The sequence below is a fragment of the Pseudomonas sp. 10S4 genome, from assembly GCF_034344865.1.
Taxonomy (GTDB): domain Bacteria; phylum Pseudomonadota; class Gammaproteobacteria; order Pseudomonadales; family Pseudomonadaceae; genus Aquipseudomonas.
Map to the genome: position 1 here is coordinate 4,328,247 of NZ_CP133774.1, position 25,052 is coordinate 4,353,298.

At 57.5% G+C, this 25,052-nt stretch carries 26 protein-coding genes and 2 pseudogenes; 12 read left to right on the forward strand and 16 right to left on the reverse strand.

The window, feature by feature from the left end; translation table 11 throughout:
* Positions 1-13: 13 nt before the first annotated feature.
* The 6 genes and pseudogenes from RHM58_RS20295 to RHM58_RS20320 all read right to left on the reverse strand — a co-directional run bounded on the left by RHM58_RS20295 (position 14) and on the right by RHM58_RS20320 (position 4,592).
* Positions 14-256, reverse strand: coding sequence for a metal-sensing transcriptional repressor (locus tag RHM58_RS20295; protein WP_201021279.1), 243 nt, complete (start codon positions 254-256; stop codon positions 14-16).
* A 218-nt stretch (positions 257-474) separates the two neighbouring features.
* Positions 475-842 (reverse strand): annotated as a pseudogene (locus RHM58_RS20300) (ArsR/SmtB family transcription factor).
* A gap of 86 nt (positions 843-928) precedes the next feature.
* Positions 929-1,912 carry an LLM class flavin-dependent oxidoreductase gene (locus RHM58_RS20305; protein WP_322267983.1) on the reverse strand — a complete coding sequence of 328 codons (984 nt, stop codon included), beginning with the start codon at positions 1,910-1,912 and terminating at the stop codon, positions 929-931.
* A 44-nt stretch (positions 1,913-1,956) separates the two neighbouring features.
* Positions 1,957-2,763, reverse strand: coding sequence for a sugar phosphate isomerase/epimerase family protein (locus RHM58_RS20310; protein WP_322267984.1), 807 nt, complete (start codon positions 2,761-2,763; stop codon positions 1,957-1,959).
* Between the two features lie 15 nt (positions 2,764-2,778).
* The gene (locus RHM58_RS20315; RefSeq protein WP_322267986.1) at positions 2,779-3,579 is read right to left on the reverse strand and encodes a sugar phosphate isomerase/epimerase family protein; all 801 of its coding nucleotides are present in this window, start codon (positions 3,577-3,579) and stop codon (positions 2,779-2,781) included.
* Positions 3,576-4,592 carry an LLM class oxidoreductase gene (locus RHM58_RS20320; protein WP_322267987.1) on the reverse strand — a complete coding sequence of 339 codons (1,017 nt, stop codon included), beginning with the start codon at positions 4,590-4,592 and terminating at the stop codon, positions 3,576-3,578. The genes RHM58_RS20315 and RHM58_RS20320 overlap by 4 nt, the downstream gene beginning before the upstream one ends.
* Before the next feature lie 158 nt (positions 4,593-4,750).
* Between RHM58_RS20320 and RHM58_RS20325 the strand changes: the two genes are divergently transcribed.
* On the forward strand, positions 4,751-5,632 hold the full coding sequence (locus RHM58_RS20325; RefSeq protein WP_277588297.1) for a LysR family transcriptional regulator: 882 nt from the start codon (positions 4,751-4,753) through the stop codon (positions 5,630-5,632).
* 81 nt (positions 5,633-5,713) lie between these two features.
* Here RHM58_RS20325 and RHM58_RS20330 read toward each other — a convergent pair whose 3' ends face one another.
* From RHM58_RS20330 to RHM58_RS20345, 4 genes are read right to left on the reverse strand one after another with little or no spacing between them, the layout of a single operon-like run.
* Complete coding sequence (locus tag RHM58_RS20330) at positions 5,714-6,115, reverse strand: DoxX family protein (protein WP_134101522.1); 402 nt, start codon at positions 6,113-6,115, stop codon at positions 5,714-5,716.
* A gap of 18 nt (positions 6,116-6,133) precedes the next feature.
* Positions 6,134-6,805: an alpha/beta hydrolase gene (locus RHM58_RS20335; protein ID WP_322267988.1), complete on the reverse strand. Its 672-nt coding sequence runs from the start codon at positions 6,803-6,805 to the stop codon at positions 6,134-6,136.
* Positions 6,798-7,640 carry a DODA-type extradiol aromatic ring-opening family dioxygenase gene (locus RHM58_RS20340; protein WP_322267989.1) on the reverse strand — a complete coding sequence of 281 codons (843 nt, stop codon included), beginning with the start codon at positions 7,638-7,640 and terminating at the stop codon, positions 6,798-6,800. Before RHM58_RS20340 ends, RHM58_RS20335 begins: the two co-directional genes overlap by 8 nt.
* A gap of 20 nt (positions 7,641-7,660) precedes the next feature.
* Positions 7,661-8,290: an NADPH-dependent F420 reductase gene (locus RHM58_RS20345; protein ID WP_322267990.1), complete on the reverse strand. Its 630-nt coding sequence runs from the start codon at positions 8,288-8,290 to the stop codon at positions 7,661-7,663.
* A 109-nt stretch (positions 8,291-8,399) separates the two neighbouring features.
* On the opposite strand from RHM58_RS20345, the gene RHM58_RS20350 reads away from it, so the two are divergent.
* Positions 8,400-9,299 (forward strand): LysR family transcriptional regulator, encoded by a 900-nt coding sequence (locus RHM58_RS20350; RefSeq protein WP_322267991.1) that lies wholly within the window; start codon positions 8,400-8,402, stop codon positions 9,297-9,299.
* A gap of 144 nt (positions 9,300-9,443) precedes the next feature.
* Here RHM58_RS20350 and RHM58_RS20355 read toward each other — a convergent pair whose 3' ends face one another.
* A complete protein-coding gene (locus tag RHM58_RS20355) occupies positions 9,444-10,397 on the reverse strand; it encodes an alpha/beta fold hydrolase (protein ID WP_322267992.1) in 954 nt (317 codons plus the stop codon).
* 239 nt (positions 10,398-10,636) lie between these two features.
* On the opposite strand from RHM58_RS20355, the gene RHM58_RS20360 reads away from it, so the two are divergent.
* The 3 genes from RHM58_RS20360 (at position 10,637) to RHM58_RS20370 (ending at position 13,340) form a co-directional block, all read left to right on the forward strand.
* Positions 10,637-11,545, forward strand: coding sequence for a LysR family transcriptional regulator (locus RHM58_RS20360; protein WP_322267993.1), 909 nt, complete (start codon positions 10,637-10,639; stop codon positions 11,543-11,545).
* A gap of 139 nt (positions 11,546-11,684) precedes the next feature.
* Entirely contained in the window at positions 11,685-12,479 is a 795-nt protein-coding gene (locus tag RHM58_RS20365; RefSeq protein ID WP_322267994.1) for an SDR family NAD(P)-dependent oxidoreductase, read from the forward strand.
* Positions 12,480-12,638: 159 nt separating this feature from the next.
* Complete coding sequence (locus RHM58_RS20370) at positions 12,639-13,340, forward strand: hypothetical protein (RefSeq protein ID WP_322267995.1); 702 nt, start codon at positions 12,639-12,641, stop codon at positions 13,338-13,340.
* Positions 13,341-13,377: 37 nt separating this feature from the next.
* Here RHM58_RS20370 and RHM58_RS20375 read toward each other — a convergent pair whose 3' ends face one another.
* From RHM58_RS20375 to RHM58_RS20390, 4 genes are all read right to left on the reverse strand, one after another.
* Positions 13,378-14,748 (reverse strand): MFS transporter, encoded by a 1,371-nt coding sequence (locus RHM58_RS20375; RefSeq protein ID WP_322267996.1) that lies wholly within the window; start codon positions 14,746-14,748, stop codon positions 13,378-13,380.
* Between the two features lie 105 nt (positions 14,749-14,853).
* Positions 14,854-15,468, reverse strand: a complete 615-nt coding sequence (locus tag RHM58_RS20380) for a nitroreductase family protein (RefSeq protein WP_322270872.1) — start codon at positions 15,466-15,468, stop codon at positions 14,854-14,856.
* Between the two features lie 70 nt (positions 15,469-15,538).
* A complete protein-coding gene (locus RHM58_RS20385; protein WP_322267997.1) occupies positions 15,539-15,892 on the reverse strand; it encodes a putative quinol monooxygenase in 354 nt (117 codons plus the stop codon).
* A gap of 86 nt (positions 15,893-15,978) precedes the next feature.
* Positions 15,979-16,176: a tautomerase family protein gene (locus RHM58_RS20390; RefSeq protein WP_166675881.1), complete on the reverse strand. Its 198-nt coding sequence runs from the start codon at positions 16,174-16,176 to the stop codon at positions 15,979-15,981.
* 151 nt (positions 16,177-16,327) lie between these two features.
* On the opposite strand from RHM58_RS20390, the gene RHM58_RS20395 reads away from it, so the two are divergent.
* The gene (locus tag RHM58_RS20395) at positions 16,328-17,230 is read left to right on the forward strand and encodes a LysR family transcriptional regulator (RefSeq protein ID WP_322267998.1); all 903 of its coding nucleotides are present in this window, start codon (positions 16,328-16,330) and stop codon (positions 17,228-17,230) included.
* Positions 17,231-17,270: 40 nt separating this feature from the next.
* Here RHM58_RS20395 and RHM58_RS20400 read toward each other — a convergent pair whose 3' ends face one another.
* Positions 17,271-18,170, reverse strand: coding sequence for a LysR family transcriptional regulator (locus RHM58_RS20400; protein ID WP_201021262.1), 900 nt, complete (start codon positions 18,168-18,170; stop codon positions 17,271-17,273).
* Between the two features lie 147 nt (positions 18,171-18,317).
* On the opposite strand from RHM58_RS20400, the pseudogene salA reads away from it, so the two are divergent.
* The 6 genes and pseudogenes from salA to RHM58_RS20430 all read left to right on the forward strand — a co-directional run bounded on the left by salA (position 18,318) and on the right by RHM58_RS20430 (position 25,047).
* Positions 18,318-19,600, forward strand: a pseudogene (gene salA / locus RHM58_RS20405) (salicylate 1-monooxygenase).
* A 72-nt stretch (positions 19,601-19,672) separates the two neighbouring features.
* Entirely contained in the window at positions 19,673-20,611 is a 939-nt protein-coding gene (catA, locus tag RHM58_RS20410; RefSeq protein ID WP_322268000.1) for a catechol 1,2-dioxygenase, read from the forward strand.
* Positions 20,612-20,656: 45 nt separating this feature from the next.
* Positions 20,657-21,805 carry an NAD(P)-dependent alcohol dehydrogenase gene (locus RHM58_RS20415; protein WP_322268001.1) on the forward strand — a complete coding sequence of 383 codons (1,149 nt, stop codon included), beginning with the start codon at positions 20,657-20,659 and terminating at the stop codon, positions 21,803-21,805.
* Between the two features lie 28 nt (positions 21,806-21,833).
* The gene (locus RHM58_RS20420) at positions 21,834-23,285 is read left to right on the forward strand and encodes an aldehyde dehydrogenase (protein ID WP_322268002.1); all 1,452 of its coding nucleotides are present in this window, start codon (positions 21,834-21,836) and stop codon (positions 23,283-23,285) included.
* 119 nt (positions 23,286-23,404) lie between these two features.
* A complete protein-coding gene (locus tag RHM58_RS20425) occupies positions 23,405-24,328 on the forward strand; it encodes a transporter (protein ID WP_416195265.1) in 924 nt (307 codons plus the stop codon).
* 233 nt (positions 24,329-24,561) lie between these two features.
* Positions 24,562-25,047, forward strand: coding sequence for a cytochrome b (locus RHM58_RS20430; RefSeq protein WP_322268003.1), 486 nt, complete (start codon positions 24,562-24,564; stop codon positions 25,045-25,047).
* The last annotated feature ends 5 nt before the right edge of the window (positions 25,048-25,052 follow it).

Here is a 25,052-nt window from a genome sequence, read left to right on the forward strand (position 1 = left end):
GGTGTACCGGTAGTTACTTGAGGTAGGTACGCACCAACGAAACCACTTCGTCGATTGAGGAACGCTGCGTCTCGGACGTGTCGGTTAAATTTGAAAATTCCTCCCTGAGATGGCTTTCAAGAACGCCGGCCATCAAGCCATTTACTGCGCCGCGCAGTGCAGCAATCTGCTGCAATACAGGGCCGCACTCGGCGCCCTGCTCAAGCGCAGTCTGCAGCGCGTCCAGCTGGCCCCTGACCCGATTGACTCTTCCCAATACACGTTTTTTTCAGCGGGCGAATGTGGCATCGAACGACTCCAGTTATAGGCGTGGCGGCCATAGTACATCGGTACTGGGTGGGAGTATTTAAAGTACTGGTGGGGAGTATATTCGTATGCCGAAGAAACAAACACGACCATTCTGTTTGGGGACTTCCATCAATTTGTTTCTAATGAATAACCGATGGTGAAAGGGCGTTGTTTTGCCCTGCCTTTCTACTCCGCCTCGTGGATGGCGGGTAAGCGTCTGTTTTCCAGCAAATCACTCAGGCAGCCAGTGAGGTGCTGAATAGCCGCCTCGTTACGCTTCAAGAAATGAAAAGGGCCGGTTTTGTGTACATCGACCAATGCCACCCCTTTGAGCACCGCCAAGTGTTGGGAGACTGTCGATTGGGACAGGCCGCAACGTTGTGTGATCTGGCCAACGCTCACCCCGAACTCAAAACCGCATGGTTGCGGGGGAAATGCAGAGTCGGCGCCTTGAGCCACTCGAGGATTTTTCGTCTCACTGGGTGTGCAATCGCGCGCATGGTTGCGTCGAAGTGGGGCGAGGTGGACGTCGATTTTTGATCTGTATCGAGCATATCGGATACCTCGGGTTCATAGCCTTCGCTGGCCTCGTGTTGAGGTCAGCGATAGAGGGACCGCAGCAACACCGTTCCCCTTGGTATCAGTCGAGCAGGTCGGAAATGGATTCGGCGGCGAGTTGATAGGAGCGGCGGCGTGCGTCAGGGTCGTAAATCCTCGCATCGATTATCACCTCGTCCACCTCCGTGGTCGCGATGAACTGGCGCAGCCAACGTCCTACATCGTCTTTGTTGCCAATTGCAGTGCACGACATGGCTTCAGCCAAATTCTGCCGATCATAGTTGGACAGCCGTTCCATAAAGCCCTCTTCCGGACGCGGCAGAGCGCCTGCTTTGCCCGTGTACAAGTTGCTGACCCACTGACGGTGTGAGCTCGCCAGGTAGTCGGCTTCGGCTCGAGTCGGGGCAGCGAAAACATTCGCGCCTGCGATGACATAAGGACTCTCCAGCACTGCTGACGGCCGGAATGTGGCGCGGTAATGCGTAATGGCTTCCATCAAAAATCGAGGTGCGAAATGTGAAGCGAATGCATAGGGCAGCCCCAGTTTCGCGGCGAGATCAGCACTGTTCATGCTCGAACCCAATAGCCATAGTGGAACGTCATGTTTTCCAGGGATCGCGCGAACCGGCTGATTTCCATCGTCCGCTAGATAGTCGGTCAATTGTTGGATGTCTTGCGTGAAGTCTCGCTCGGAGGCATCGCCGCGTATGGCGCGGATAGCGGGCCCGGCGGATCCAGGTGCTCTGCCAATACCTAAATCGATGCGGCCTGGAAACAAGGTGTCCAATGTCCCGAACTGCTCCGCCACCAACAGAGGAGAGTGGTTGGGGATCATGATGCCGCCAGAGCCCACTCGCAGGGTGCTCGTTGCCGCAGCCAGATGCTGAATGAGCAGGGTTGTAGCCGAAGACGCGATCCCTGGCAGGTCGTGGTGCTCGGCGATCCAGTAGCGCTTGTAGCCGTGAGCTTCCACGTGTCGCGCCAGAGAGACTGCGTCTTCTAGCGTGTGGACGAAGGTTTTTTCTTCGCCGATCATCATGAGGTCAAGTACAGAGAGGGCTGTCATCACAGGCTCCATTTTTCAAATTAGGTTCGTGAGGCAGCGATGCGTTACTTCAATGGGAAGTCCGACCAGTGCGGATAACGTTCCAGGCGTCGATCGATATCGCGAAGCGTTGCCAGGCATCGCTGGAGTTTGAGGTAGATATCACCACCATAATCCCAGCCAAGTACGCCAATACTGCCCGTGTAACCGACGCGGTTCAGCGCTGCGATCAAAGCAAAATTGTCGAGCTCTCCGCGGTCGACCGGCTCCATGGTGGCCGCGCCGCCCCAGCCGAGTTGCGAAAGTGCGCTGCCAGAAGTCACCACTTGCATGAGCCAGGGTTTCATCGCAGCGAGGCGCTGTTCAAGCTCGCCTTCCTGGCTCGCGTACCAGTGATAGCCATTGAACGAGGCCCCCAGGCGAGGGTGAGCAAAGTGCTCGCAAATCTGCACCACCTGCGCGGTGGTCTGGGTGACATGGTGTAGATGTGGATACAGCGCAATCCGTAATCCGCGTCGTTCGGCAATCGGCAACAGCGATTCGATGAAACGCATGATCGCGTGGTTGCCATTGACGGAGGTCTGCACAGCCAGTTCGATCAGCTCTACGCCCTCGACCGTTTCGACGATGCGCCGGATCAGCGTGTCGTTGCGTCCCTCATGCAGCACTAGGTATAGCCCTTCAATCCGCAGGCCATGTTGTTTCGGTACGCCCGGCAGCAGCGAGAGGTCGGTCAGTGGTGTGCCACCCCAGGCGGCGACAGTCATGCCGTCGTAACCGAGTTCAGCCAACATTTCGCACTGTGTTTGAAAGGCGTATACGCCCATCGACGAGTAGAAAAAGGAATCGAGTGCATGGATGCGATGAGCCATGGTTTATCTCCTGGCTCAGTGAGGCGAGTCGGTCAGGACAGCCCATTCAGGGTGGGCGGCCAACCGTTGCTCTATGGAACGGAACGCAGTGACCGAGCGGCGCAGGTTGCCGTATACGTCACCGCCCATGCTTTCCCAGCCGAGCACGCCAAATCGTCCGTCAAAGCCGCGCCGTTCGAGGGCGCCCAACAGCGCAAAGTTGTCCATTTCACCTTCATCGAGCGGTTCGATTGTTGCCAGTCCGCCCCATCCGAGCGGGGAGCGCCGAGTGCCGGCAATATTTACCTGTTTGAGCCAAGGCCACATCGCGTCAAGACGCTGCTCTAATGCATGCTCTTCCGTCGCGTACCAGTGATAACCGTTGAACACGATGTTAAGGCGCGGATGGTTGAACTCTCTGCATAGGGCCACCGCCTCTGTGGTCGTCTGCATGCCGTAGCGGGCGTGCGGGTACAGGCTGATCTCCAGGCCACGGCGCTCGCAGATCGGCAGCAGGCGCTCGAGCATTCGGCGGTCAAAGTTCGTGACTTCGTCGCCGGAATGCAAGGCCAGTTCGATTGTGGTGCAGCCCTCGATGGTCTCGAAAATGTTGGTCACAAACGATTCCAGGCCCTTGCGATAGATCAGGTAGACCGCGCCCACGTCCAGGCCCCAGGTGGGTTTAACCTGGGCGATCGACTTCAGGTCTTTGCTCCAGGCGGACATCGTCAGCCCCTGGTAGCCGAGTTCGGCGAGCATCTCGCACTGCGCTGCCAAGGGATAGGTCCCCAGGGTCGTCTGAAAAATGAAATCCATATGATGCAGAGGACGATTCATGAGTGGGCCTGCGCTGGCGATGGTTCGACGGGTAAGGAAGCACTTGGGAAGTGCGGCAAGAGGTATTCGCCCAGTTCGTCGATGACTTCCGAGGCGTGGCGTCGCTGAGGTTTGAAGTGCAGGGCAACGTGACCGACACCCTGATCCTGTTGGCGTTTCCAATGTTCAATCAGCGCATTTCGCCCAGCACGCAGCACGCGGCCCGCTTGGACGGGATGGTTTGGATCACGATCCAGGTCAAACAGGGTGCCGTAGCCATATGCCTTGTAAACGTTGGCGCCACAGGCGGCGCGCCAACGCTCTATGATTTGCGGGATCAGCGCCGGATTGGATATGTAGGAAAGAATGCCGTCCGTATTTTCTCCAATCCACTCCAGCGACTGGCCGGCCTGGCCAACGATAATGGTCGGCATGCGTGAGCCTACCGGTTTGGGAACTAGGTCGATCTCTCCATTCAACTGGCCATAAAACCGCGACGGGTGCACGGCCCAGTGTGTTTCCGTCGTGGCGCGAATGATTGCCAGCGCGTCACGGAACCGCTCGGCACGGTTGTCGAAGTCGAGCCCGAAGGCGGGGTATTCCACCGGCCGATCACCGGTGGCCAGCCCAAGGATAAAACGTCCCCCAAGCAACTGATCGATGCTCGCTGCCTGCTTGGCAACGATCAACGGATCGCGCAAGGGCAGGACGATGCCGGCGGTGCCGATGGCAATCTGCTTGGTCACGGCAGCGAGGAAGCCGGCATAGACCAGCGGATCAAGGATTTGCCCCACGTCACCGAAGTTCGGGTCGTAAAAGGGCACGTCCCGTAGCCAGATGGCGGAAAAGCCGGCCTCATCGACCTTGTGAGCCATCTGCGCGTGATCCTGCAGGGTTGGGCCTGGGCTATTGGGATAGCTTTCCAGCGGCGCGATAAAGCCGAAGGTCAAATGGCCGGGTTGGAAAACGCGCGCGTAGCCGAGGTGTTGTTTGAGCTCAGGTGCAAGTTCGTAGGTGGAAGGCATCGAAGTCATTCGAGGGCTCTCGTGTAGTCAGATGACGGTGACTTCGTAGTGCGATATAGCGGGGTGAAGTCACAATGGCGGTGACTATAGGTTGTATGATGCAAAAGAAAAACAGGATGAAGTTCCGAACATTTGCGAATAAAACGCTCAAATAGACAGGGGTGGTCATGGATCATTTTGGAGCGCTCAGCGCGTTCGTGCATGCCGCGCAAACGCGTAGCTTTACCGAGGCTGGGCGCAGAACCGGCGTGTCTTCATCGGCCATTGGTAAGGCGGTTGCGCGGCTGGAGGAAGAGCTTGGTGTACGGCTGTTTCACCGATCCACGCGCGCCATTACCCTGACGTCCGAGGGCAGCCTGTTTCTGGAACGCTGCCATCGAATTTTCGCGGAGTACGAGGTTGCCAAACGAGAGCTCACCCAGGCTGCTGGCAAGCCCCAGGGGAAGTTGCGCCTCGGTTTGCCACAACTGGGCATGAGGTTGATGCCTCACTTGATTGCGTTTCAGCAGGCGTATCCCGAAGTGGAGTTGGAACTGGAGTTCAGTGATCGGTTGGTTAACGTGATCGAGGAGGGTTTTGATGCCGTGATGCGTATCGGTGAGGTTGAAGACTCGCGCCTGATGATGCGCAAGCTCAACGGCTACAGTCATCGTCTGGTCGCGTCTCCACACTATCTTTCAAGCCGGGGTGTTCCATCACGGCCATCGGAACTGTCCAGCCATTCATGCCTGCGTTACCGATATCCCACCAGCGGTAAACTCGACCCTTGGCCTCTGGTGTCAAAAAAGGGACAGGACAGTGTTGAACTGGGACAGTCGGCTACCGCCAACGCGATTGAACCGTTGTTGGCAATGGCTGAGGCGGGACAAGGTATAGCGTGCCTCCCTGACTTTTTTGTCGAGGACGCCATTGCAGACGGACGATTGGTGCCTGTATTGGATCGCTACGTTCGCGACCACCGTACCTTCAGCATTCTCTGGCCATCGAGTCGTCATCCGTTACCCAAGATAAAGGCCTTTGTAAGCTTTATGACATCGCGTCTGACGTGAGGCGGTATGGTTGACCCGAGCGAAAACTGCCGATGCTCCGGAGATTTCCGCAGCGTCGGCAGGTTTTGAATCCGCTGTGACTTACGCTTTGTTGGAGGCCTTTGCCGCAAAGACGCCGTCGCCCAGTAAGGCTACGACCAGTGCGGTGACGCTCAGGTAAATCGGGTATTCCCAGCCGCCATTGGCGTTGGTGAAGCTCCAGCCATTGCCGAAGTGGACGGTCGCGGCCACGAACAGCTGAACCACTGCCAGAGCGGCTACCCAGCGCGAATAAACTCCCAGCACCAGCATCAAACCGCCGATCACTTCAAAGGCCATGACCGGGTAGGCCAGGAAGCCCGGGAAGCCGATGGACTCAAAGAAGCCCGCAGTGCCTGCCGGGGTGAAGACAAAGACTTTGGTCAGGCCGTGGGCAATAAACATAATGCCCAGTGCCAGGCGCATAACGAAGGCAGCGTATGGTGCGGTACGTGTGTCGATCATGGTGCAGTTCCTTTTTGTTTACTTGGAGAGTGACAGCGTGTTGGTCAGCCATTGCGAGAAGTCCGCCAGTTCTTCAGCGACGATCTCGTGGGCCATGTCGTAGAAATGCGTTTCGTGGGCGACGCCGATTCGACTCAGCCATTCGTCCGCTTCTTTCGCCCAAGCCATTGGTAGTACGTTGTCCTGGTGACCATGGGCGATGAAAGCGTTGATGGACTTGAGTCGATCGGCCGAAGCAATCCGAGGATCAAGTTCGCGCAGCATCCGGCCGCTCAATATTGCAAATCCGGCAACCAGCTCGGGCTCGGTGACCCCGAGGCTCGCGCTCATGATGCCGCCCTGGCTGAAGCCGGCGATCACGGTAGGTAGCGTGGGCAGCGCTTCGATGAAGTGGTGCAACAGTTGCCGGGCGGCCTCTGCCTGTTCTTGATTGAATGAAGGGCCGTTGCTGGTGAAGTTCACCTGGTACCAGGCGAAGCCTTGTGGGCCAACCTGCAGCGGGCCGCGGAGCAGAATGACTTCCAGCTCCTCGGGCAGGGACGCGGCCAATGACGCGAGATTCGCTTCATTTGAACCGACGCCATGCAGCAGAAGCAGCCGGCCCTTAGGCGCCGATGTACTGCAACCCTTGCGGAAAAACAGGCCCGTTTGCGGCTCGCGAGCGGCTTCGGAAAAAGAGGTGTCACGCATGATCTGTAACGCCTTGGCTAGGTTGAATTGAGTCGAATCCAACAGGGTTGTTTGAGGAAAATAGATAGCTGTCCATCGCCAGTACCCCGTAGCTCACGCCGCCCTCCAGAACTCGAGTCTCGTAGTGTTCACCGGCCGCGCCGAGGGCGATGAGCAGCGGTAAAAAATGCTCATCCGTCGGGTGGGCACGTTCGGCCGAAGGTGCGTGCTGCTTATAGTCCAGCAAGAAATCGGTATTGCCCGCCTGCAGGGTTTGGGCTGTCCAGGCTGCAAACGCTTTCACGTAGTCGGCACCGTGGGTGGCCGCCCCCCGAAACTCATACAAGTTGTGGGTCAGGCTTCCGGAAGCCACGATCAGCACATTCATATCCCGCAGTGGCTTGAGGGCTTGGCCCAATTTCCAGGCGTGGTGGGTATCGAGGCCGGCAGGCATCGATACCTGAACGACAGGTATGTCTGCCTCAGGGGCCAGATACAGCAGTGGCACCCAGGCGCCGTGGTCCAGGCCTCGACGGTCGTCAAGCCGGGACTTCCATCCCGCATTCTGCAGCAAACCCACGATTTGGGCGGCCAGCGCCGGAGCCCCAGGTGCCGGGTAGCTCAACTGGTACAGCGCGTCGGGAAACCCACCAAAATCGTGGATGGTGTCAGGGGCGGTGCTCGCCGTGACGTTGACTTCACCACGCGTCATCCAATGCGGAGAGAGGATGACGATGGCATCTGGTCGCGGCAGTTCGCGACCGAGCTCGGCCAGCCGCTGACCAGCCAGACCGGGCTCGATGGCAAACATTGGAGCACCATGAGACACAAACAACAGGGGGAACGAAGTGTTCATGGTGAAGTGCTCCGAAGTGATTACTTGTTAAGCCAGGTAGGGGCGATGGAGGTGCCTAGGCCGGCGCCATAGCCGAGATAGATGTTCAGGCCTGCCAGCGGCTCCAAGTAACGGGCGTTGACCAGTCCACCTGCGTTCACCGTCTTCCAACCCAGGCTTTGTGCCAGGGCCGTTGCGGTCTGCTTAGCACGATCACTGTCACTGGCGACGAACACGCTGCCACGCTGGTTATCCGAGAATGTCGGGCCGTCGGCGAGCACTTGAGCGAACAGGGTATTGAATGCCTTGACGACGTGGGCTTGAGGCACCGCTTTGGCGATTTCCTCGCTGGCGCTGGTCACGTGACCGATGGTCAGCGACATGTAGTCGGCGCTCAGTGGGTTGGTGATATCGATGACCACTTTGCCGGTCAGATCACCCAGACTTTGCAGTGCTGTGGCGGCGTCTGCGTAGGCCGTGGCAAGGACAACGACATCGCTGTCACCCAGTGCTTCAGCTGCCGGAAAGGCGCTGGCATTTTCAAACTGAGCGGCCAACACTTTGGCCTTTTCAATTTCACGGCCAGTGATGCGAACGATGTGCCCGGCACTGGACAGCTGTTTTGCGAACGCCGAACCCATGTTACCGGTACCCACTACTGTAATTTTCATAACGACCTCATTTGCGTTGATGTGCGTTTCGATGGGCTCAGTTTATAGGTTGAGATATTGAGATAAATAAGGCCAAATGCGACTAACCGTTCCACTTGCCGAGACAATGATGGACAGAGCGTTGGAGATGCAGGTCTTCTGCACCGTGGTCGATAAAGGCAGTTTTGTCGGTGCGGCCGAGCCCCTTGGAATGTCCAAGGCGGCCATCTCGCGCTACGTGAGCGGCCTTGAAGAACGACTCGGTGCGCGGCTTCTGCACCGCACGACCCGACGCCTTTCATTGACGGAGGAGGGGCGCCAGTTTTACCACCAAGCGCGTGAAGTCCTGGCGCTCATGGATCAGGCCGAGGAGGCCGTATCGTCCACTGCACCGGAACCCAGTGGTGTTTTAAGGGTGAATGCGCCGGTCAGTTTCGGTGTGCTGCACTTGGCGCCGCTATGGGGCGACTTCATGAAGGCCTACCCCAACGTCGAGTTGGACATCAGCTTGAACGACCGCCTGGTGGATCTTGTGGAGGAGGGCTTCGACGCCGCGGTTCGTATTGCCCGCATGGAAAGCTCTTCCCTGATAGGGCGCCGTCTGGCGGGCACGCGGATGTGCCTGTGTGCGTCACCCGACTATCTGGCGAGCCACCCACAAGTGCGCACCTTGGCGGACCTGGCGGAGCACGGAGTGATTGCCTACACCAACTTCGCCAGCGGCAATGAGTGGCAATTCCAGGGCCCTGACGGCAGCGAAAGTGTGCGCACCCGCTCGATCGTTCGCTGCAACAATGGCGATACCTGTCGCAGTATTGCCTTGGCAGGGGGCGGCATTGCCTTGCAGCCCAGCTTCATGGTGGCCGAGGATTTGCGGGCGGGGGACCTGGTTGAGATCCTGCCTGAGTACCAGTCGGTCGAACTGGGCATCTACGTGGTCTATCCCACCCGCAAGCACTTGGCGACCAAGGTCCGGGTGCTGATCAACTTTCTGGTTGAGCGATTTAGCCACCCTCAGTGGGAGCGGTAGAGGCGGTGTGGCGCAAAAAATCCCGGCTGAGAAAGGGGAGCATTCAGCCGGGCAAATGGAGCGTCGCATTCTTGGCGTACAAGGCGTTGTCGCGGACTCTTCTGGCGACCGCGCTGCTTGTAGAGAGAGGGGCTCGGGCTTGACTCAGGGAGTGTCCAGAAAGGCCTGCAGATCGGCAGCGAATTTTTCCGGATTCTTGAATGCCAGAAAATGGTCGCCTTGTTCGGCTTTGCTGTACACATGCAGCACCGCGTCATTGATGACCGAGCTCATCCACCGCTGACTGTCCAGCCAGTCGCTGTATTCCCCTGTGAAAATCGCCGTTGGAACATCAATTTTGAATTGAATGACGTCTCGCCAATCGTTCGTGGCGTGATCGAAAAGCACGAGCCCTGTAAACGCCATGTCGTCGTTCACAACAGCCTGCGCCAGGCTTATGACGTTGTGAAAGTAGGGCGAGTCCAGGGCCATGGCCCGCTCAACCACCCGGCTTCCCGAAATCAATTGGTTGGTGGGCGTCATGTTGACGTAGGACGCGATCATGCGTTCAGGCGAGGTGGTGAAAGCACCTGCTTCCAGTCGCTGTTGTTCTGTCCAGTCGGCATGGCAATAGATCGAGGGGGCCTGGTCGATGATGCTCAGCGTCCGTATGCCTTGTGTGCCGAACAGGTCGATGTAGGCCCACATCACGGATGCGCCCATTGACCAGCCGCAGTAATCGGCTTCGGACAGGCCCAGGTGCTCAGCAAACTCTTTCACATCCATGGCATAGCGTGAGATCCGGTTGCCGAGCGCGGTCCTTTCGGAGAGGCCCTGGTTGCGAACGTCCAGCACGTACACGTGGTAATGCTTGCTCAGGATATGCATGACGTGGAAGTACATCGCGCCGTTTGCAGACCAGCCGGGGATGAAGATCAGGGGTCTACCCGCACCGGCTTCCCAGTACCCCAAGTTGACCTGGTCGCTGGTGACGAAGCTGCTGAGTGTCAGGTCTTCGAAGTCCGACACGCGGAACGCCTGACCCATGATTTCATGGGGAAAGTAAAAGTCTTCGCCGAGCAGGGCGGAGAGCGATTGTTTTTTCAGCGGGTATCCCACAGTCCAATTCCATGCAGTTTAAAAAAAGGCGCTAGGCAATCAAGTCAAGTATTGAGCCTTATTGAGGGCTGGCCTCAGCGCGCCGAGACTCGAAATGCCTGGTCGTTAACCTGCGGTTGATGACTTCACTCACGTTCCCGCACTTGGCACAACGATTGTGCTGTGAGAGGACAATAGAGCTTGGACAGTCGTGAGATAAATACCCAGAATGCGTGAACATTCGAAACGGATCATTGGTAATGGATCGTCTGAGTAGCATGGCGGCGTTTGTCAAAGCCGTGGAGATAGGGTCTTTCAGTGCTGCTGGCAACGCACTGCAAATGTCTGCGCAATTGATCGGCAAGCACGTTCATCATTTGGAGCAGCACCTAGGCGTGCGTTTGTTAAACCGCACCACCCGGCGCCAGAGTCTCACGGACTTCGGGCGTGAATTTTATGAACGCTGCAAATTCATCCTGGCGGAAGTAGAAACTGCTGAAAATATGGCGGCCGAAATACAGGCCTCGCCCAGCGGCAAGCTAAGGATCAATGCGCCCGTGAGTTTCGGTATGCAGTCGCTTGCGCCAAGGCTGCCTGAGTTCATGCAGGCCAACCCCTTGGTCAGCGTCGAACTGACCCTGGCCAACCGTGCCGTCGACCTGATAGACGAAGGCTTCGATGTGGTGTTCAGGGTTGGGCAGCTCTCGGACAGCGGCCTGGTCGCAAGGCCGTTGGCGCCCTACAGGCTCATTCTGTGTGCCGCGCCGTCCTACTTGAAAGGCAAGCCTGCGATTGAAACACCGTGGGACCTTCAGGCCCATGAATGCCTGGGGTTTTCACACACTGAGCTGCGCACCCATTGGACGTTTAACGGGCCTGAAGGCAAGGTCATTGTTCCGGTGGGCAGCCGGTTGATGGCTGATCACGGCGAGCCGCTTCTGTGCGCCGCGCTGGCCGGATTGGGCATATTGCTTCAACCCGTGGAGCTTGTGCGCAAGTCGCTGCAGCAAGGTGAACTGATCGCGTTGCTGCCCGACTACCCGCCGCCGAGTCGGCCCTTGCATGTGCTCTTCGCACCTGACCGCAGGTTGACACCTAAAGTCCGTAGCTTTCTCGACTTCGCGACGCAGACCTTTGGCGTTGATGCGGTGGTGTCGGAAGCCTTTTGAAACAGGCTGTTGTAAATCACCATTCGCAATGGATATTTATCAGCGCGTGATCAGTCAATAGAGTGTCACCTTGGTTTTCTACGTCGCCGTAGGGGCTACTGAAGGGTAGAAATGCCCGCTCATTCTTGACGGAGTAATGATGAATATCCAACTGAACACGAAACGCGCCTTAGTAACCGCATCCACTGGCGGTATTGGTTTTGCGGTGGCCAAAGGGCTCGCGCAAGCCGGCGCAGCCGTCGTCATCAACGGAAGGAGTCAACATTCTGTAAACGATGCGGTTGCTCGTCTGCTGGCAGCGGTGCCTGAAGCCGTTGTCACGGGTGTCGCTGCAGACCTGAGCACCTCGGAAGGGGTCGAGGCGCTGTTGTCGGGCCTCAGTGGTATCGACATCCTGGTTAATAATGCGGGCATCTATGGGCCACAGGATTTCTTTGAGGCTGGCGATGAGGTTTGGAACAACTACTGGCAAACCAACGTGATGTCGGGTGTGCGTATAAGCCGAGCGTTGCTACCGGCGATGGTTGAGAGTGGTTGGGGGCGAGTGGTGTTTGTCGCGTCTGAATCGGCACGCAACATTCCCGCGGACATGATTCATTACGGCGTGTCGAAGACAGCACAATTGGCCTTGGCGCGTGGTTTAGCCAAGCGAGTTGCGGGAAGTGGCGTAACCGTGAATAGCGTGCTCCCCGGACCGACGCTATCCGATGGCGTTGCTGAAATGCTGAACGCAGAAGTTGAGCGAACCGGAGAATCACTCGAGTCGGTGGCGTCAGCATTCGTCATGCAGCATCGACCTAGTTCGATCATCCAGCGCGCTGCCACGGTCGAAGAAGTCGCGAACATGATCATTTACGTCTGCTCGACGCAGGCATCAGCCACCACCGGGGCGGCGCTCCGGGTAGATGGCGGGGTAGTCGACGATATCGTCTGAGTGACACCTGCCCAGGTGGTGACGCGGTGATTGATGTTCTAGGCGTTGTTATCGCGTAGTCAGCCGTTAAACGTTCGCGAAGAACCCGATGAAAAGTCTCTTTCCATCGGGTCTTTTTTTGATGGCTGGAACTCAGTGATTTGCAGAGTTGATCTCCTGATGTTGAATGCGTTAGTTGCCTTTCTCGCGGTATCTGTTGGGGTCGTAATGGCTGATGAAGTGGTAAATACCCAATACTCACATTCCAGTGAATTTTGCCTTTCAGGTGTCTCGCTGGTTGAAAGCGTTTACCGAGGCCAGGCCGCTCTGGAAATCAAAATGCCAACGTCTTCCTACCAGGACGAGGCCAAAGAGCGGTTACTGGATAGGGACTTTATGGCTTGGCTACCCGTTGATTTCAAAGACGGGTCAATTGAAGTTGATGTTGCCAGTGACCTTGCTTCAGACGCGCCGGCCTATGCCAGGGGCTTTATTGGCGTTTCTTTTCGTATCGACAGTCAGGCCCGCTTCGAAAGCATCTACCTGCGCCCGACCAATAGTCAGGCCGACGATCAGATAAGGCGAAACCACTCCGTACAATACGCAGGTTTTCCAGATTTCAGGTTTGACCAGTTGCGTAAAGAGTCACCCGAAAAATATGAGACTTATGCGGATATCGAGCTTGGGCGATGGATACACATGAAATTAGTCGTCAAGGGATCCAAAGCCAGCTTGTATCTCGACCATAAAGAAAAGCCCGCATTTATTGTGAACGATCTCAAGTTTGGCGCTGAACAGCGCGGCGGTGTCGGTATTTGGATCGAGTCCGGGACCGTCGCGCATTTTAAGGATTTACAGATAACCCCAGGTGATGAGCTGTGATCGCCGGGGCTGCCGTGGCGCCAGCGCCAGTTGGCTTTTACTGCGGCGCCGGCACCCGGGTTTGGCGGGAAACGTACAGATTCACGCCGATGCACATGAGCAAGGTCAACGCAGAGAGCAGCATGGCCTTCGACATTCCGTAGGAGAACGATGCCTCGTCAGAGTGGGCGATCAGTGTGCCGAAAACGGCAACGCCGATCACGCCGCCCAGTTGCCTGGCAGAGGCCATCAAGCCCGAGGCGATACCTGCATCGTGCTGGGTCACCGACGAGAGCATCGAGTTGGTAATGGACGGGACAGACATCGCGCTGCCAATACCCACGAGCATGAGCGCGCCGTTGAGCTGCCACAGCGAGGTGTGTGGAGTGGTTTGCGACAGGGCGATGAACCCGATGATCTGAATCGTGAAACCCGTCGTGATAATACGCGTGGCGCTGAACCGCTTGGCGAACCTTGCCGAGAGCATGGTTGAGAGTGTCAGCACCGCGGTCAGCGGTATAAACGACAGGCCGGTCTTGAACGCGTCGTAATGCAGGAATGTTTGAAAGTAAATGCTGAAAACAAAGACCGTTCCATAGAAGGTCAGGTTGATCGCTGCGCCTGCGAGCGCCATGCTCCCCAGCACTTTGTTTGTGGCCAGGCTAGTGGGCAGCATCGGATGTTTTACCCGACGTTCAATCACAATAAAGGCCAGCGCACAGGTGACGGCGATCGCCATTGCTGTAAGTGTTTCGCTGACCCAACCCTTGGCACTGGATTCGGTTAAGCCATAAGTCAGCGAGGCCAGGCAAATGACAATGCTGATTTGGCCGGGAATATCGACCTGCTTATCAACCCGAGGGGACGCGGGGGCGTAACGAAGGATCAGCCCGATGGCCAATAGGCCGATCGGAATGTTAAGCAGGAATACGCTTCGCCAGCCGAAATACTCGATCATCAAGCCGCCGATTACGGGGCCGGCAGCCAGTGCGATACCCCCACAGGCGCCCCAAAGCGCCACGGCTGAACGACGGGCGTTGGGGTCATGAAATGACACGCGAATCAGGGTCAGTGAGGTCGGTATGAGCAAGGCCGCGCCGATGCCCTGCACGACCCGCATCGTGATCAGTATGGTCATGCTGTCGGCGAGGCCGCAGCCGACGGAGGCGAGGGTGAAGATAGCGAAGCCCGTTGCGAAGACCGATTTTGCCCCCCACTTGTCGCCCCATGCGCCGCCAAGGATCAGCAAGGCAGAAAAGGGTAAGGCGTAGCTGTTGATGACCCACTGCAAGCCTGTGAGGTCGGTTCCGAACGCGCTCTTGAGGGCGCCAAGGCCGACGTTCACCACGCTGACATCCAGTTGAACGACAAGAAACCCCAGGCAGGCAGCGATCAGTATTGCGCGTAACGAAGAGGGCGATTTGGACATAACGGTCGTCTTTCAATGTCCCAGGCAGGTCTTGGTTGTGAAGCGAGCGGCCGCCGCTAGCGAAGCCAGGCTTTGCCTGGCCAGGCTAGCGTTCGCGCCATGGGCCTATACGAACAGCAGCACGTCGTTGACAGCTTTACGAGGCTTTTGCGGCCAGTTGGTTGCGCCAGGATAACCAACGGTAATCAACATGACGGGAATTTCCACGTCCGAGAGCGCAAACTCTTTGGCCACAGCCGCCTGGTCGAAGCCAATCATGGGGGTAGAAACCAAGCCCTGGCCCTTGGCTGCCAGCATCAAGGTCATCGCGGCCAGTGAGCCTGAGCGGATCGCTTCGTCGCGTTGCAGCTGCGGGTTTTTCTGGTACATGCCTTGAGCCGCGCCCACCCACATGTCGTAGATCGTCTGGTCAATGATGCCGGCATCGAGTGTCGGTTTCAGGGCTGCCGGCAGTGTTTCATGGGGCTTGAGGGTGCCACAGACAATAAAGGTCACGGCTGCATCCATGATCTTCTGTTGACCGAAAGCCAACGGCAGCAATCGTGCCTTGGCTTCGGTGCTGCGCACGGCCAGGAACTTCCAGTTCTGAAGGTTGAAGGCAGAGGGGGCGTGTGTTGCCAGATCGATCAGCTCAGCGATCTGTTGATCGGTCAATTGACGTTCTGTGTCGTAGCTGTTGGCGGAAATTCGGGACTTAATAACTTCAGCAATACCGGACATTGTGATCTCCGTGCGGGAAGTGGGAGGGGCGCAGCCCGTTGTTGCCGTCAAGCCTGCGCCGTCATTGGACTCAGCGGCTGAAACCGTCGAAGGGGGTCATGTACACCGCCCCGAACGGGTCCAGGCGTTTGCGGATTTCTGCGTCCGGCGTGCCGTAGACCACCAGGCTCGTAACGGTGCACAGCTCGAGGAAGCGCTTGCCGAACGGTGCGAAGGTGGTGTCTACGTGGCTGACAACGGCATCGGCGTTATAGCGTTCAAGGATGTGAACGGTGTTGTTGTCTTCGTTGGCGCTGTATTCGTAAACCAGCGTGCCAGGCTCGGCGCGGGTGGCTGCCACGATGTTCGCGATCAGCGCCTTGAACTCTGGAAACTCTTCGGGTTTTACAGCGAGGGAGAACAGGCAGGAGACATGTGGGTGCATGGATAGCTCTTCCGTCAGAGGCTTCATAAGAAGCCTGTTGAGAATGCATCGCTGGTCAAGCCGATGTATTCGGTGCTGATGGGGGGTCAGGATTTCTCGGGCGCGTCCCCGAATAGTTTGCCGGCGCCAGCCCAATCCGAAGGCGCAACGTCTTCAAAAATGACGTAGATATAGTTGGCATCTGTACCAGTGTGTTTAACGATGCTTTCGGTGATGTCTGCGGCAACAGCGGCTTTTTGTGCGTGTTCTTTACCTTCGAACCAGCTCACACGTACGACGGGCATGATGGTGTCCTCTTGGGGCATTGATCTGGAGAGAGGTGCGTGATGTGCACCGTTGTCTTTCTAGAACCCATCCTACTGTTGAGTGTGCTGGCGATAAACGGCCTCAAGCTATAATCTGGGTAGACTAAAACTCTACAATAGGAGAGCAGGCATGGTTCCTATCGATTCGTTTCAGGGCGTCATCACGTTCGTCGTGGCCGCGCGCTCGACGAGCTTCACCCAGGCTGCCGAGCGTTTGGGCCTGTCAAAATCCGCTGTAGGCAAAGCCATTGCACGTCTGGAAGAGCGCTTGGGTACGCAGCTGTTTCATCGCACCACTCGCCGGATTTCCCTGACCGCGGATGGTGAGGCCTATTTCGCGGCTTGCTCTACAGCACTTGAGGAGATTGGCGCTGCAGAGAGCGGGCTGGGGCCAGGCGGTGGTGAACCTTCCGGACGTCTGCGAGTGGACATTCCTGTGGCATTCGGTCGTCGAGTCGTCGCCCCGTTGCTGTTTGAGATCGCCAACAAGTACCCGGCTTTGCAACTGAACTTGACGTTTTCCGACCACCTCGTTGACCCGTTCGAGGAGGGCATCGATTTGTTGGTCCGTTTCGGAGAACTGCAAGACACCAGCGGTCTGGTGGCGCGGCGGCTGACCCGACAACGCTGGGCCATTTGTGCCGCCCCCGACTACCTGAGACGCTTTGGTGTTCCGCAGACCCTGGAAGATCTGAACCATCACCGTTGTATTGTCGGGCATCGACGCGGCCAGCCGTTGTCGTGGCGGGTCATGCAAGCGGGGCAGACCGTACGTTACGCGCCGCCCTCGACCCATCAGATTGGTGACGGCGAAGCGATGATTCTCGCAGCAGTCGCTGGCACGGGGTTGTGCCAGATGCCACGCAGCCTGTTCCAGGACGATATTGAAGCGGGCAAGCTGGTGGAGGTCCTGCAAGTGTATGAACCGGAAGCTGTCGATGTGCATGCCGTGTGGCCAAAGGTGTCCCATCTACGGCCGAAGGTGAGGTACGTGGTCGATGAGCTGGTCAAGCTGTGTGAGCATTTGCAGTGATGCAGGCTGACGCCAGGTGAGCACCGTCAGCCTTCATCGCTCAATCGCTGAACAGATCAAACATCAGTTGCCGGAACCATTTGTTGGCCGGGTCCCGATTGTATTTACCGTGCCAGAACAAGTTGATGGCGATCTCGGGAAGCGGCAGAGGCAACGGCAGGCTCGTCAGCCCGAAGGGGCCCGCGCAGCTGTTAGCGAAACGCTCGGGCACCGTGGCGATCAGGTCTGTGTTCTGCAGGATATGGCCGACAGCGACGAAGTGTGGCACCTCCAGTCGAATGTCGCGTTGCAGGCCGGCCCGCTGCATATGTGTATCGATTTCTCCATGCCCGGTGCTGGCGGCGACGATCCGGACATGCCCGAATTCGCAAAAGCGCTCCCGTGTCATGGGCTGTTCAGTGAGAGGGTGGTCCTTGCGGCATAAGCACACGTAGCGATGGTGGAACAGGCGCCTCTGGTAGAAGCCCGCTTGTAGATCCGGCAGCAATCCGACGGCCAGATCCACCTCGCCATTGGCCAGACTCTCGGAAAGTTCGGCATTGCTGCGCAATGTGCTGACCGATATCCCGGGGGCCTGTTTGAGTAGGGCGTCGATCAACCGTGGCACAAAGTAAATCTCCCCGATGTCGGTCATTGCCACGACAAAGCGCTTCTGGCTGGTCGTCGGATCGAACTCGTCATGGCGATTGATCGCGCCGTGCAGCAGGTTGATTGCCTGGGAGACTGGTTCAGCCAGTTGAGCGGCATAGGGCGTCGGCTGCATCCCCTGATGGGTGCGCACAAACAATTCGTCATTGAACGTGTTCCGTAAACGCTTGAGCGCATTGCTGACGGCGGGTTGAGTCAGCCCAAGGCTCTCGGCCGCAGCTGAAACACTCCGATCCACCAGCAATTGGTGAAAGATCACCAGCAGATTTAGATCCAGTTCACGCAGGTTCATCGCAAATTTTCTCGGCTTTGAGGCGGCTCTTGAAAGTTAATTGGTATTCAGGATGGTGATAGTTTGTATGGGGTTGAGGGCATTTATCAATGGTTTGTGAATAGTCATGATCGGGCTATTCCAAAAACAACACATAAGGTTTCCTCCATGAGTAGCCCTCATTCTGTCTTGCAAGTGGGCATTGTTGGCGGTGGTATCGCTGGCGTTGCCTTGGCACTGGATCTTTGCCGTCATCAACATCTTGATGTGAAATTATTTGAAGCTGCTCCCGCCTTTGGCGAGGTCGGCGCAGGCGTGTCCTTTGGGGCGAACGCCGTCCGCGCCATCGAAGGACTGGGTATTGGCAAACCCTACGAACTCATCGCTGACCGCACCCCGCAACCGTGGCAAGACATCTGGTTTGAATGGCGTCGAGGCGTCGATGCCGGTTATCTCGGTGCCAGCGTTGCCCAAGGCGTCGGTCAGTCTTCCGTTCACCGCGCAGATTTCCTCGACGCCTTGGCCAAGCAATTGCCAGAAGGTATCGCCTGCTTCGACAAGCGTGCGGTTGGTGTCCATGAGACGGGGGACAGGGTCAGCGTTCAGTTCACTGATGGCACGGACTATCAGTGCGACCTTTTGATCGCCGCCGACGGTATCAAATCCTCGATTCGCGACTATGTACTCCAGGGACTGGGTCAGCCTTTGGTCGCGCCCCGATTCAGCGGAACCTGCGCCTATCGGGGAATGATCGACAGCGAGCAACTGCGCGCCGCCTATCGCACTGCGGGTGTTGATGAGCACCTGATCAACGTCCCGCAAATGTACCTGGGGCTCGACGCCCACATCCTCACTTTTCCGGTCAAGCAGGGCCGACTGATCAACGTGGTTGCGTTCGTTTCTGATCGCACCGATCCCAACCCGGTATGGCCGCAAGACACACCTTGGGTCAAAAGCACCAGCCAGGCCCAGATGCTGGAAGCGTTCTCCGAGTGGGGGATGCCGTTCGCGTGCTGCTCGAGTGCATTCCCGAACCTACCCTCTGGGCGCTTCACGAACTGGAAGAGCTTGCAGGTTATACCCATGGCCGCGTAGGGCTGATCGGTGACGCTGCCCACGCCATGCTCCCCCACCAAGGGGCCGGGGCGGGGCAAGGGCTGGAAGATGCCTGGCTGCTCGCGCGACTGCTGGGAGACTCTCGGGTGCTTCAAAGTGATGCCCAAAGCGTGCTTGAGGTGTACGACGCTATCCGCAGACCTCGCGCCTGCCGTGTTCAGCGAACGTCCTGGGAAGCCGGCGAACTCTACGAGTTTCGAGACCGTCAGGTCGAAGACCAAGAACCCCTTCTGTCGACAACCCTGGCCAGTCGTTTCGACTGGCTGTGGAACCACGACATGCAATCGGACCTGGCAGAGGCTCGCACCCGACTCGGGTGGGCAGAGGCCATTTGATTGCGTTCCTGCAATGCTCCAGTTCCCAGAGGCTGGTGCGCTACACCCACAATAAAAACAGGTGAAACCTTGATGGCCGTCAGCATTTCCAATACCGCACAAATGCTTGAACTGTTCCAAGAAGCAGCAGGACTGAAGAATGCCGCTGGCAACCCGCGCAACAAACAAATCGTATTACGTATCCTGCAAGAGACCGCCGGACTCATTGAAGAGCTGGATATCAGTGATGATGAATTCTGGGCTGGTGTCGAATACATCAACCGTCTCGGCAAAAGCAACGAAGCAGGGCTGCTGGTAGCGGGCCTGGGGGTGGAGCACTTTCTGGATCTGCTCAACGATGCCAAGCAAGCCGAAGCCGGGCGCACCGGAGGAACACCGCGCACGATTGAAGGGCCTTTGTATGTAGCCGGCGCGCCGCTCAGTCAGGGCTATGCCCGTATGGATGATGGTGCCGAAGATGATGTTGCGACGCCTATGTTTGTCGAGGGCCAGATCCTGGATTTGAAAGGGCAGCCGATCGCTGGTGCCATGGTAGACCTGTGGCAAGCCGACAGCCAGGGCAACTATTCCCACTTCGATAAAAGCCAATCCGAATTCAATCTGCGTCGTCGCATTATGACCGACGCCGAAGGGCGTTATCGCGCCAGAAGTATCGTGCCGTCGGGCTACGGCTGTAACCCTCATGGCCCGACCCAGGAGTGCCTTAACCAATTGGGCAGGCATGGCCAGCGTCCGGCGCATATCCACTTTTTCGTATCCGCCCCGGGCTACGAACACTTGACCACGCAGATCAACCTATCCAACGACGCATACCTCTGGGATGACTTCGCTTACGCCACGCGGGATGGATTGATCGGTGAGGTGCAATTCATCGATGACCAAGCCTTGGCTGCGGCCCATCAAGTGCCAGGACGTTTTGCACAAATGAAATTCGATTTTCAGCTGCGCCCGGCAGCCAACCTTGAGGCGGAGCAACGGAGCAATCGCCCGCGTGCTCTTCAAGAGGCGTAAGTCAAAGCTGCATACCCAGAAAAACTTATTAAAGAGGATAAAAACATGTCCCAAAGCACTCTCTCACCCATCGAAGTAAAAGTCGCCGTGTTGCGTGAAGCCGGTGGCAAGCTCCAGATCGAGCGCGCAGAGCTGGCTGTTCCACGTGCCGACGAGGTCCGCGTGCGTGTCGTGGCTACAGGTGTTTGCCACACCGATATGGTCGTTCGCGATCAGTTCTTTCCAACGCCGTTGCCAATCATTTTGGGCCACGAAGGTGCGGGCGTGGTGGAGGCGGTAGGCGCTGCGGTAACGACCATCGCTCCTGGCGATCATGTGGTCATGACCTACATGTCCTGTGGCTTGTGCCTGCCCTGCGAAACAGGACACCCCGCGCATTGCTCGCATATGCACCCGCTGAACTTCGGCGGCGGGCGCCTCGACGGCAGTACGTCCACCTGCAGCTGTGCGACCGATGCACCGATACATGACCATTTTTTTGGCCAATCCTCCTTTTCGACCTACGTCGTCGCGAACGAGCGCAATGTCGTGAAAGTCTCCAAACAGGCTCCACTCGAACTGCTCGGCCCGCTGGGATGCGGCATTCAGACGGGCGCGGGTTCGGTACTCAAGGCCTTGCAGGTAGAGGCTGGGGCCAGCTTCGCCGCCTTCGGTGCTGGCGCAGTGGGCTTGGCCGCGGTGATGGCAGCCAAGGTTGCCGGTGCGACCACCATTATCGCCGTCGACGTCACGCCGAGTCGCTTGAGCCTGGCCCTCGAAGTGGGCGCTACCCACGTGATCAATAGCCGGGAAGAGGACCCGGTTCAGCGCATCCGCGAGATCACTGGCGGCGGCGTGAACTACAGCCTGGAATGCTCCGGGCGGGCGGAAGTGTTGCGTCAAGCGATCGATGCGCTCACCACGCTGGGCACGTGCGGGATTGTAGGGGCGACGAAGATGGGCACGGAGGTGGCGTTCAACATCAACGACGTAATGATTCCCGGCAAGCGAATCATGGGCATTGTCCAGGGTGACGTGGTCGCTAACGCCTTCATTCCCATCCTCGTAGACCTGCACCTGCAAGGCCGCTTCCCGTTTGACAAGCTGTGCCGGTTCTACGCGTTTGACCAGGTCAATGAAGCGATGGCCGACAGCGAAAGCGGTATCACGATCAAACCGATTCTACGCATGCCGGCCCAGACCGACTTGTCGTGATTGTTCAGGCTCATTTAAGGACCCCAAGATGAATGTTCAGCTCGTAATCGACAATATCCCGCAAGATGCCTCGGATGGTAAAACCTATCAGCGGATCGACCCTGTCAGCGGCAAGGTCGTCACCACTGGCGCCGCGTGCAGCGTCGAAGATGCCCGGCGTGTTGCGGCTTCTTCGCAGCAGGCGTTCAAAATATGGTCGAAGGTCGGCCCTACCGAGCGCCGTCGTCTGCTGCTTGCGGCAGCCGACGTCCTGGAAAGCAAGATGGAGCTTTTCTGCAGAGTCATGGCAGAAGAGATCGGTGCTTCGCAGCTGTGGTCACAGTTCAACGTGGGGGCTTCGGCCAACCTGCTCCGTGAAGCCGCCGCACTCACAACGCAAATCAAGGGTGAAACCCTTGCCACCGACAAGCCCGGCACCTTATCGGTAACACTGCGCCAACCCGCCGGTACGGTATTGAGCATCGCGCCGTGGAACGGTCCGGTCATCCTTGGCACTCGGTCGATCGCTTACCCATTGGCGTGTGGCAATACCGTCATTTTCAAAGGCTCGGAAAATAGCCCGCGGACCCATGAGCTACTGGCGCAAGCCTTCTATGAAGCGGGCTTTCCGTCCGGCGTGTTGAACTTCATCATCTCTGCGCCCGAAGATGCCGGCGCCGTGACGGAAGTGCTGATTGCCCACGACACGGTTCGCCGAGTGAATTTCACCGGTTCGACCAAAGTCGGCCGGATGATTGCCCAGACCTGTGCGAAACACCTCAAGCGCTGCCTGTTGGAACTGGGCGGCAAGGCGCCGTTTATCGTGCTCGATGATGCCGACCTGGATGGCGCAGTCAATGCCGCAGTGTTTGGCGCCTTTCTGTACCAGGGGCAAATTTGCATGTCGACCGAACGGTTTGTCGTCGACGAAGCCGTGGCGGACGAGTTCGTTGCGAAGTTTGCGCAGCGTATCCGTGGTCTTGAGCAAGGTAACCCGGTGACCAACCCTGCCAGCGTAGTGGGTCCGATGATTTCCCAGGGCTCCGTGCAGCGCATCAACCAGTTACTCGACGATGCCATCGGCAAGGGCGCCACGCTTGTTGTCGGCGGGCTGGCGGATCAAGCGCAAATGGCGCCGACGCTGGTGGACCGAGTGTCCTCGGCGATGGAGATCTACGATGAGGAAACTTTCGGCCCGGTCACCACGGTGGTGCGTGTCAAAGGCGCCGAGCAGGCGCTGGAAGTCGCTAACGACACAGCGTTCGGCCTCTCATCGGCGATTTTCAGCCGCAATGTCAGCCTTGCCCTGGACCTGGCCAGTCGGCTGGATGCCGGTTGCGTGCATATCAACGGTGCCACCGTGCAAAACGAGCCTCAGGCACCCTACGGCGGCATGAAGAACAGTGGCTATGGCCGGTTCGACGGCAGCGCCGTTATCGAAGAGTTCACCGAAGTGAAGTGGGTCACGGTCGAGCCCTCCGACCAACCTTATCCATTCTGACGTCAGGCTACGGTAACCGACTCTTAGGAGTCGGTTACCGACACTCTTTGCTTCACGACGACACCTTGTGTTGCGGTAAGCGGTGCCTGCGTATCTTCAACAAATCCATGGTTGCGACAATGAATAATAAAAATACCTATGCAGCTGTAAGTCTCCTTAGAAATGTTCCTTGTGCGATGGCTGGATCCGCGTTGGCAATTTTTTTGCCCGCGGTGCAAGCCACCGAAGGAGGAGGGTCGTCGTACCCTATGGGGGCGGAAAACTACATGACCGGCGCCATGCCGCCGCCTGGGTTTTATGGGCAAATTTTTGCTGAAAGTTATCGCGCTGATCGTCTTCTCGATAATCGAGGGCAGCGGGCGGTTGACGACTTTCATTTGAGTGCAGATGTGATTGCGCCAAGGCTGATTTGGGTCACGGAGCAAAAAATTCTCGACGGGGCGCTGGCATTTCACGTCAACGTTCCATTGGTTGATCTAAGGGTGGAGGTCAACGACCAGCATCAAAACAAAACTGGGCTTGGGGACATCATCTTTGGCCCGGCTCTGGGGTATCACTACAGCGAAAAATTTCACGCGATTTATGCAGTTGACGTCTTCGCCCCAACCGGGCGTTACGATCGCGGTGACCTGGCCAATATTGGCCGCAACTACTGGGCGTTTGAACCCATCGCGGCGTTTTCGTATGTCGATCCTGCGGGGGTGAACGCCGACATCAAGATGATGTATGACTTCAATCTGCGCAATGCCGCTACTGACTATCGCTCTGGCCAGGAGTTGCATGCCGACTACTCCCTGGGTTGGGGCTTCGGCAATGGCTGGGTGGTTGGGATAGGCGGTTACGTCTACCGCCAGACCACCGACGATCATCAAGACGGTGACCGCGTTGAGGACAACAAGGGGCGCGCGTTTGCCATCGGTCCTTCGATCAAGTACGCCAGTTCTGCTGGCTGGTTCGTGACCGCAAAGTGGCAGAAGGAGAACGAGGTGCGCAATCGTCCGGAAGGGGAGGCTTACTGGCTCAAACTGACCGTTCCCCTTTAGCGATGGTTCGCGCATCGGCCCCATTGTCGTTGGCTAAACAGTAGAGATTTTCTCTACACCGCGGCGATTTTCGCGGCGTTTATCCCTGCTGGAAAGCCCTATAGGATCGCGTTGCGCGCGCCTATGGCGAAACGCATCAGGTACTTTGAAAGCAGGGATAAATCGATGACGGTATCAAAAACCGACGGCTACACCGGCACTGCCAAGTGGTTGCACTGGGGCATGGCCCTGATATGGTCGGCAGTTGGGGGGTGGGCATTCTGGCCACCCATTGGCGTGACGAACTCAATCCACATCATGAGCTGACCTTTCTGCATAAGGCTACGGCCAGCACTTTGCTTTTTCTGGTTGTGGTGCGAGTCTTCTGGCGTTTGTTAAAGCGCCCGCCAGCCTTGCCGGTGAGCATGAACCCACTGATGAGGCGTGGTGCAGCGCTGGGACATATTCTTCTGTATGCGCTTGCACTGATGGCTTTACCACTGTTGGGCTGGTACTGGAGTTCGGTGGCCGAGAAACCCATTCTCGTCGCCGGCCTGTTCATATTGCCGCCATTGGTTGCGCCCAATCCCGATCTCTATGATTTAGCCACACTCGTCCATACCTGGATCGCGTGGTTTTGCGGCGCGCTTGTCGGCGGGCATGCGCTGGTGGCGCTCAAGCACCATTTTGTCGATAAGGACGACATTCTGAATGGAATGCTGTCCCAGTCGAGGGGCTGAGCGTC

Coding starts and splice junctions, on each gene's coding strand:
- RHM58_RS20305 (WP_322267983.1), bottom strand. CDS start 1,912: ATGACAGCCCTCTCTGTACTTGACCTCATGATGATCGGCGAAGAAAAA.
- RHM58_RS20310 (WP_322267984.1), bottom strand. CDS start 2,763: ATGGCTCATCGCATCCATGCACTCGATTCCTTTTTCTACTCGTCGATG.
- RHM58_RS20315 (WP_322267986.1), bottom strand. CDS start 3,579: ATGAATCGTCCTCTGCATCATATGGATTTCATTTTTCAGACGACCCTG.
- RHM58_RS20320 (WP_322267987.1), bottom strand. CDS start 4,592: ATGACTTCGATGCCTTCCACCTACGAACTTGCACCTGAGCTCAAACAA.
- RHM58_RS20325 (WP_277588297.1), top strand. CDS start 4,751: ATGGATCATTTTGGAGCGCTCAGCGCGTTCGTGCATGCCGCGCAAACG.
- RHM58_RS20330 (WP_134101522.1), bottom strand. CDS start 6,115: ATGATCGACACACGTACCGCACCATACGCTGCCTTCGTTATGCGCCTG.
- RHM58_RS20335 (WP_322267988.1), bottom strand. CDS start 6,805: ATGCGTGACACCTCTTTTTCCGAAGCCGCTCGCGAGCCGCAAACGGGC.
- RHM58_RS20340 (WP_322267989.1), bottom strand. CDS start 7,640: ATGAACACTTCGTTCCCCCTGTTGTTTGTGTCTCATGGTGCTCCAATG.
- RHM58_RS20345 (WP_322267990.1), bottom strand. CDS start 8,290: ATGAAAATTACAGTAGTGGGTACCGGTAACATGGGTTCGGCGTTCGCA.
- RHM58_RS20350 (WP_322267991.1), top strand. CDS start 8,400: ATGGACAGAGCGTTGGAGATGCAGGTCTTCTGCACCGTGGTCGATAAA.
- RHM58_RS20360 (WP_322267993.1), top strand. CDS start 10,637: ATGGATCGTCTGAGTAGCATGGCGGCGTTTGTCAAAGCCGTGGAGATA.
- RHM58_RS20365 (WP_322267994.1), top strand. CDS start 11,685: ATGAATATCCAACTGAACACGAAACGCGCCTTAGTAACCGCATCCACT.
- RHM58_RS20370 (WP_322267995.1), top strand. CDS start 12,639: ATGTTGAATGCGTTAGTTGCCTTTCTCGCGGTATCTGTTGGGGTCGTA.
- RHM58_RS20375 (WP_322267996.1), bottom strand. CDS start 14,748: ATGTCCAAATCGCCCTCTTCGTTACGCGCAATACTGATCGCTGCCTGC.
- RHM58_RS20380 (WP_322270872.1), bottom strand. CDS start 15,468: ATGTCCGGTATTGCTGAAGTTATTAAGTCCCGAATTTCCGCCAACAGC.
- RHM58_RS20385 (WP_322267997.1), bottom strand. CDS start 15,892: ATGCACCCACATGTCTCCTGCCTGTTCTCCCTCGCTGTAAAACCCGAA.
- RHM58_RS20390 (WP_166675881.1), bottom strand. CDS start 16,176: ATGCCCGTCGTACGTGTGAGCTGGTTCGAAGGTAAAGAACACGCACAA.
- RHM58_RS20395 (WP_322267998.1), top strand. CDS start 16,328: ATGGTTCCTATCGATTCGTTTCAGGGCGTCATCACGTTCGTCGTGGCC.
- RHM58_RS20400 (WP_201021262.1), bottom strand. CDS start 18,170: ATGAACCTGCGTGAACTGGATCTAAATCTGCTGGTGATCTTTCACCAA.
- catA (WP_322268000.1), top strand. CDS start 19,673: ATGGCCGTCAGCATTTCCAATACCGCACAAATGCTTGAACTGTTCCAA.
- RHM58_RS20415 (WP_322268001.1), top strand. CDS start 20,657: ATGTCCCAAAGCACTCTCTCACCCATCGAAGTAAAAGTCGCCGTGTTG.
- RHM58_RS20420 (WP_322268002.1), top strand. CDS start 21,834: ATGAATGTTCAGCTCGTAATCGACAATATCCCGCAAGATGCCTCGGAT.
- RHM58_RS20425 (WP_416195265.1), top strand. CDS start 23,405: ATGAATAATAAAAATACCTATGCAGCTGTAAGTCTCCTTAGAAATGTT.
- RHM58_RS20430 (WP_322268003.1), top strand. CDS start 24,562: ATGGTCGGCAGTTGGGGGGTGGGCATTCTGGCCACCCATTGGCGTGAC.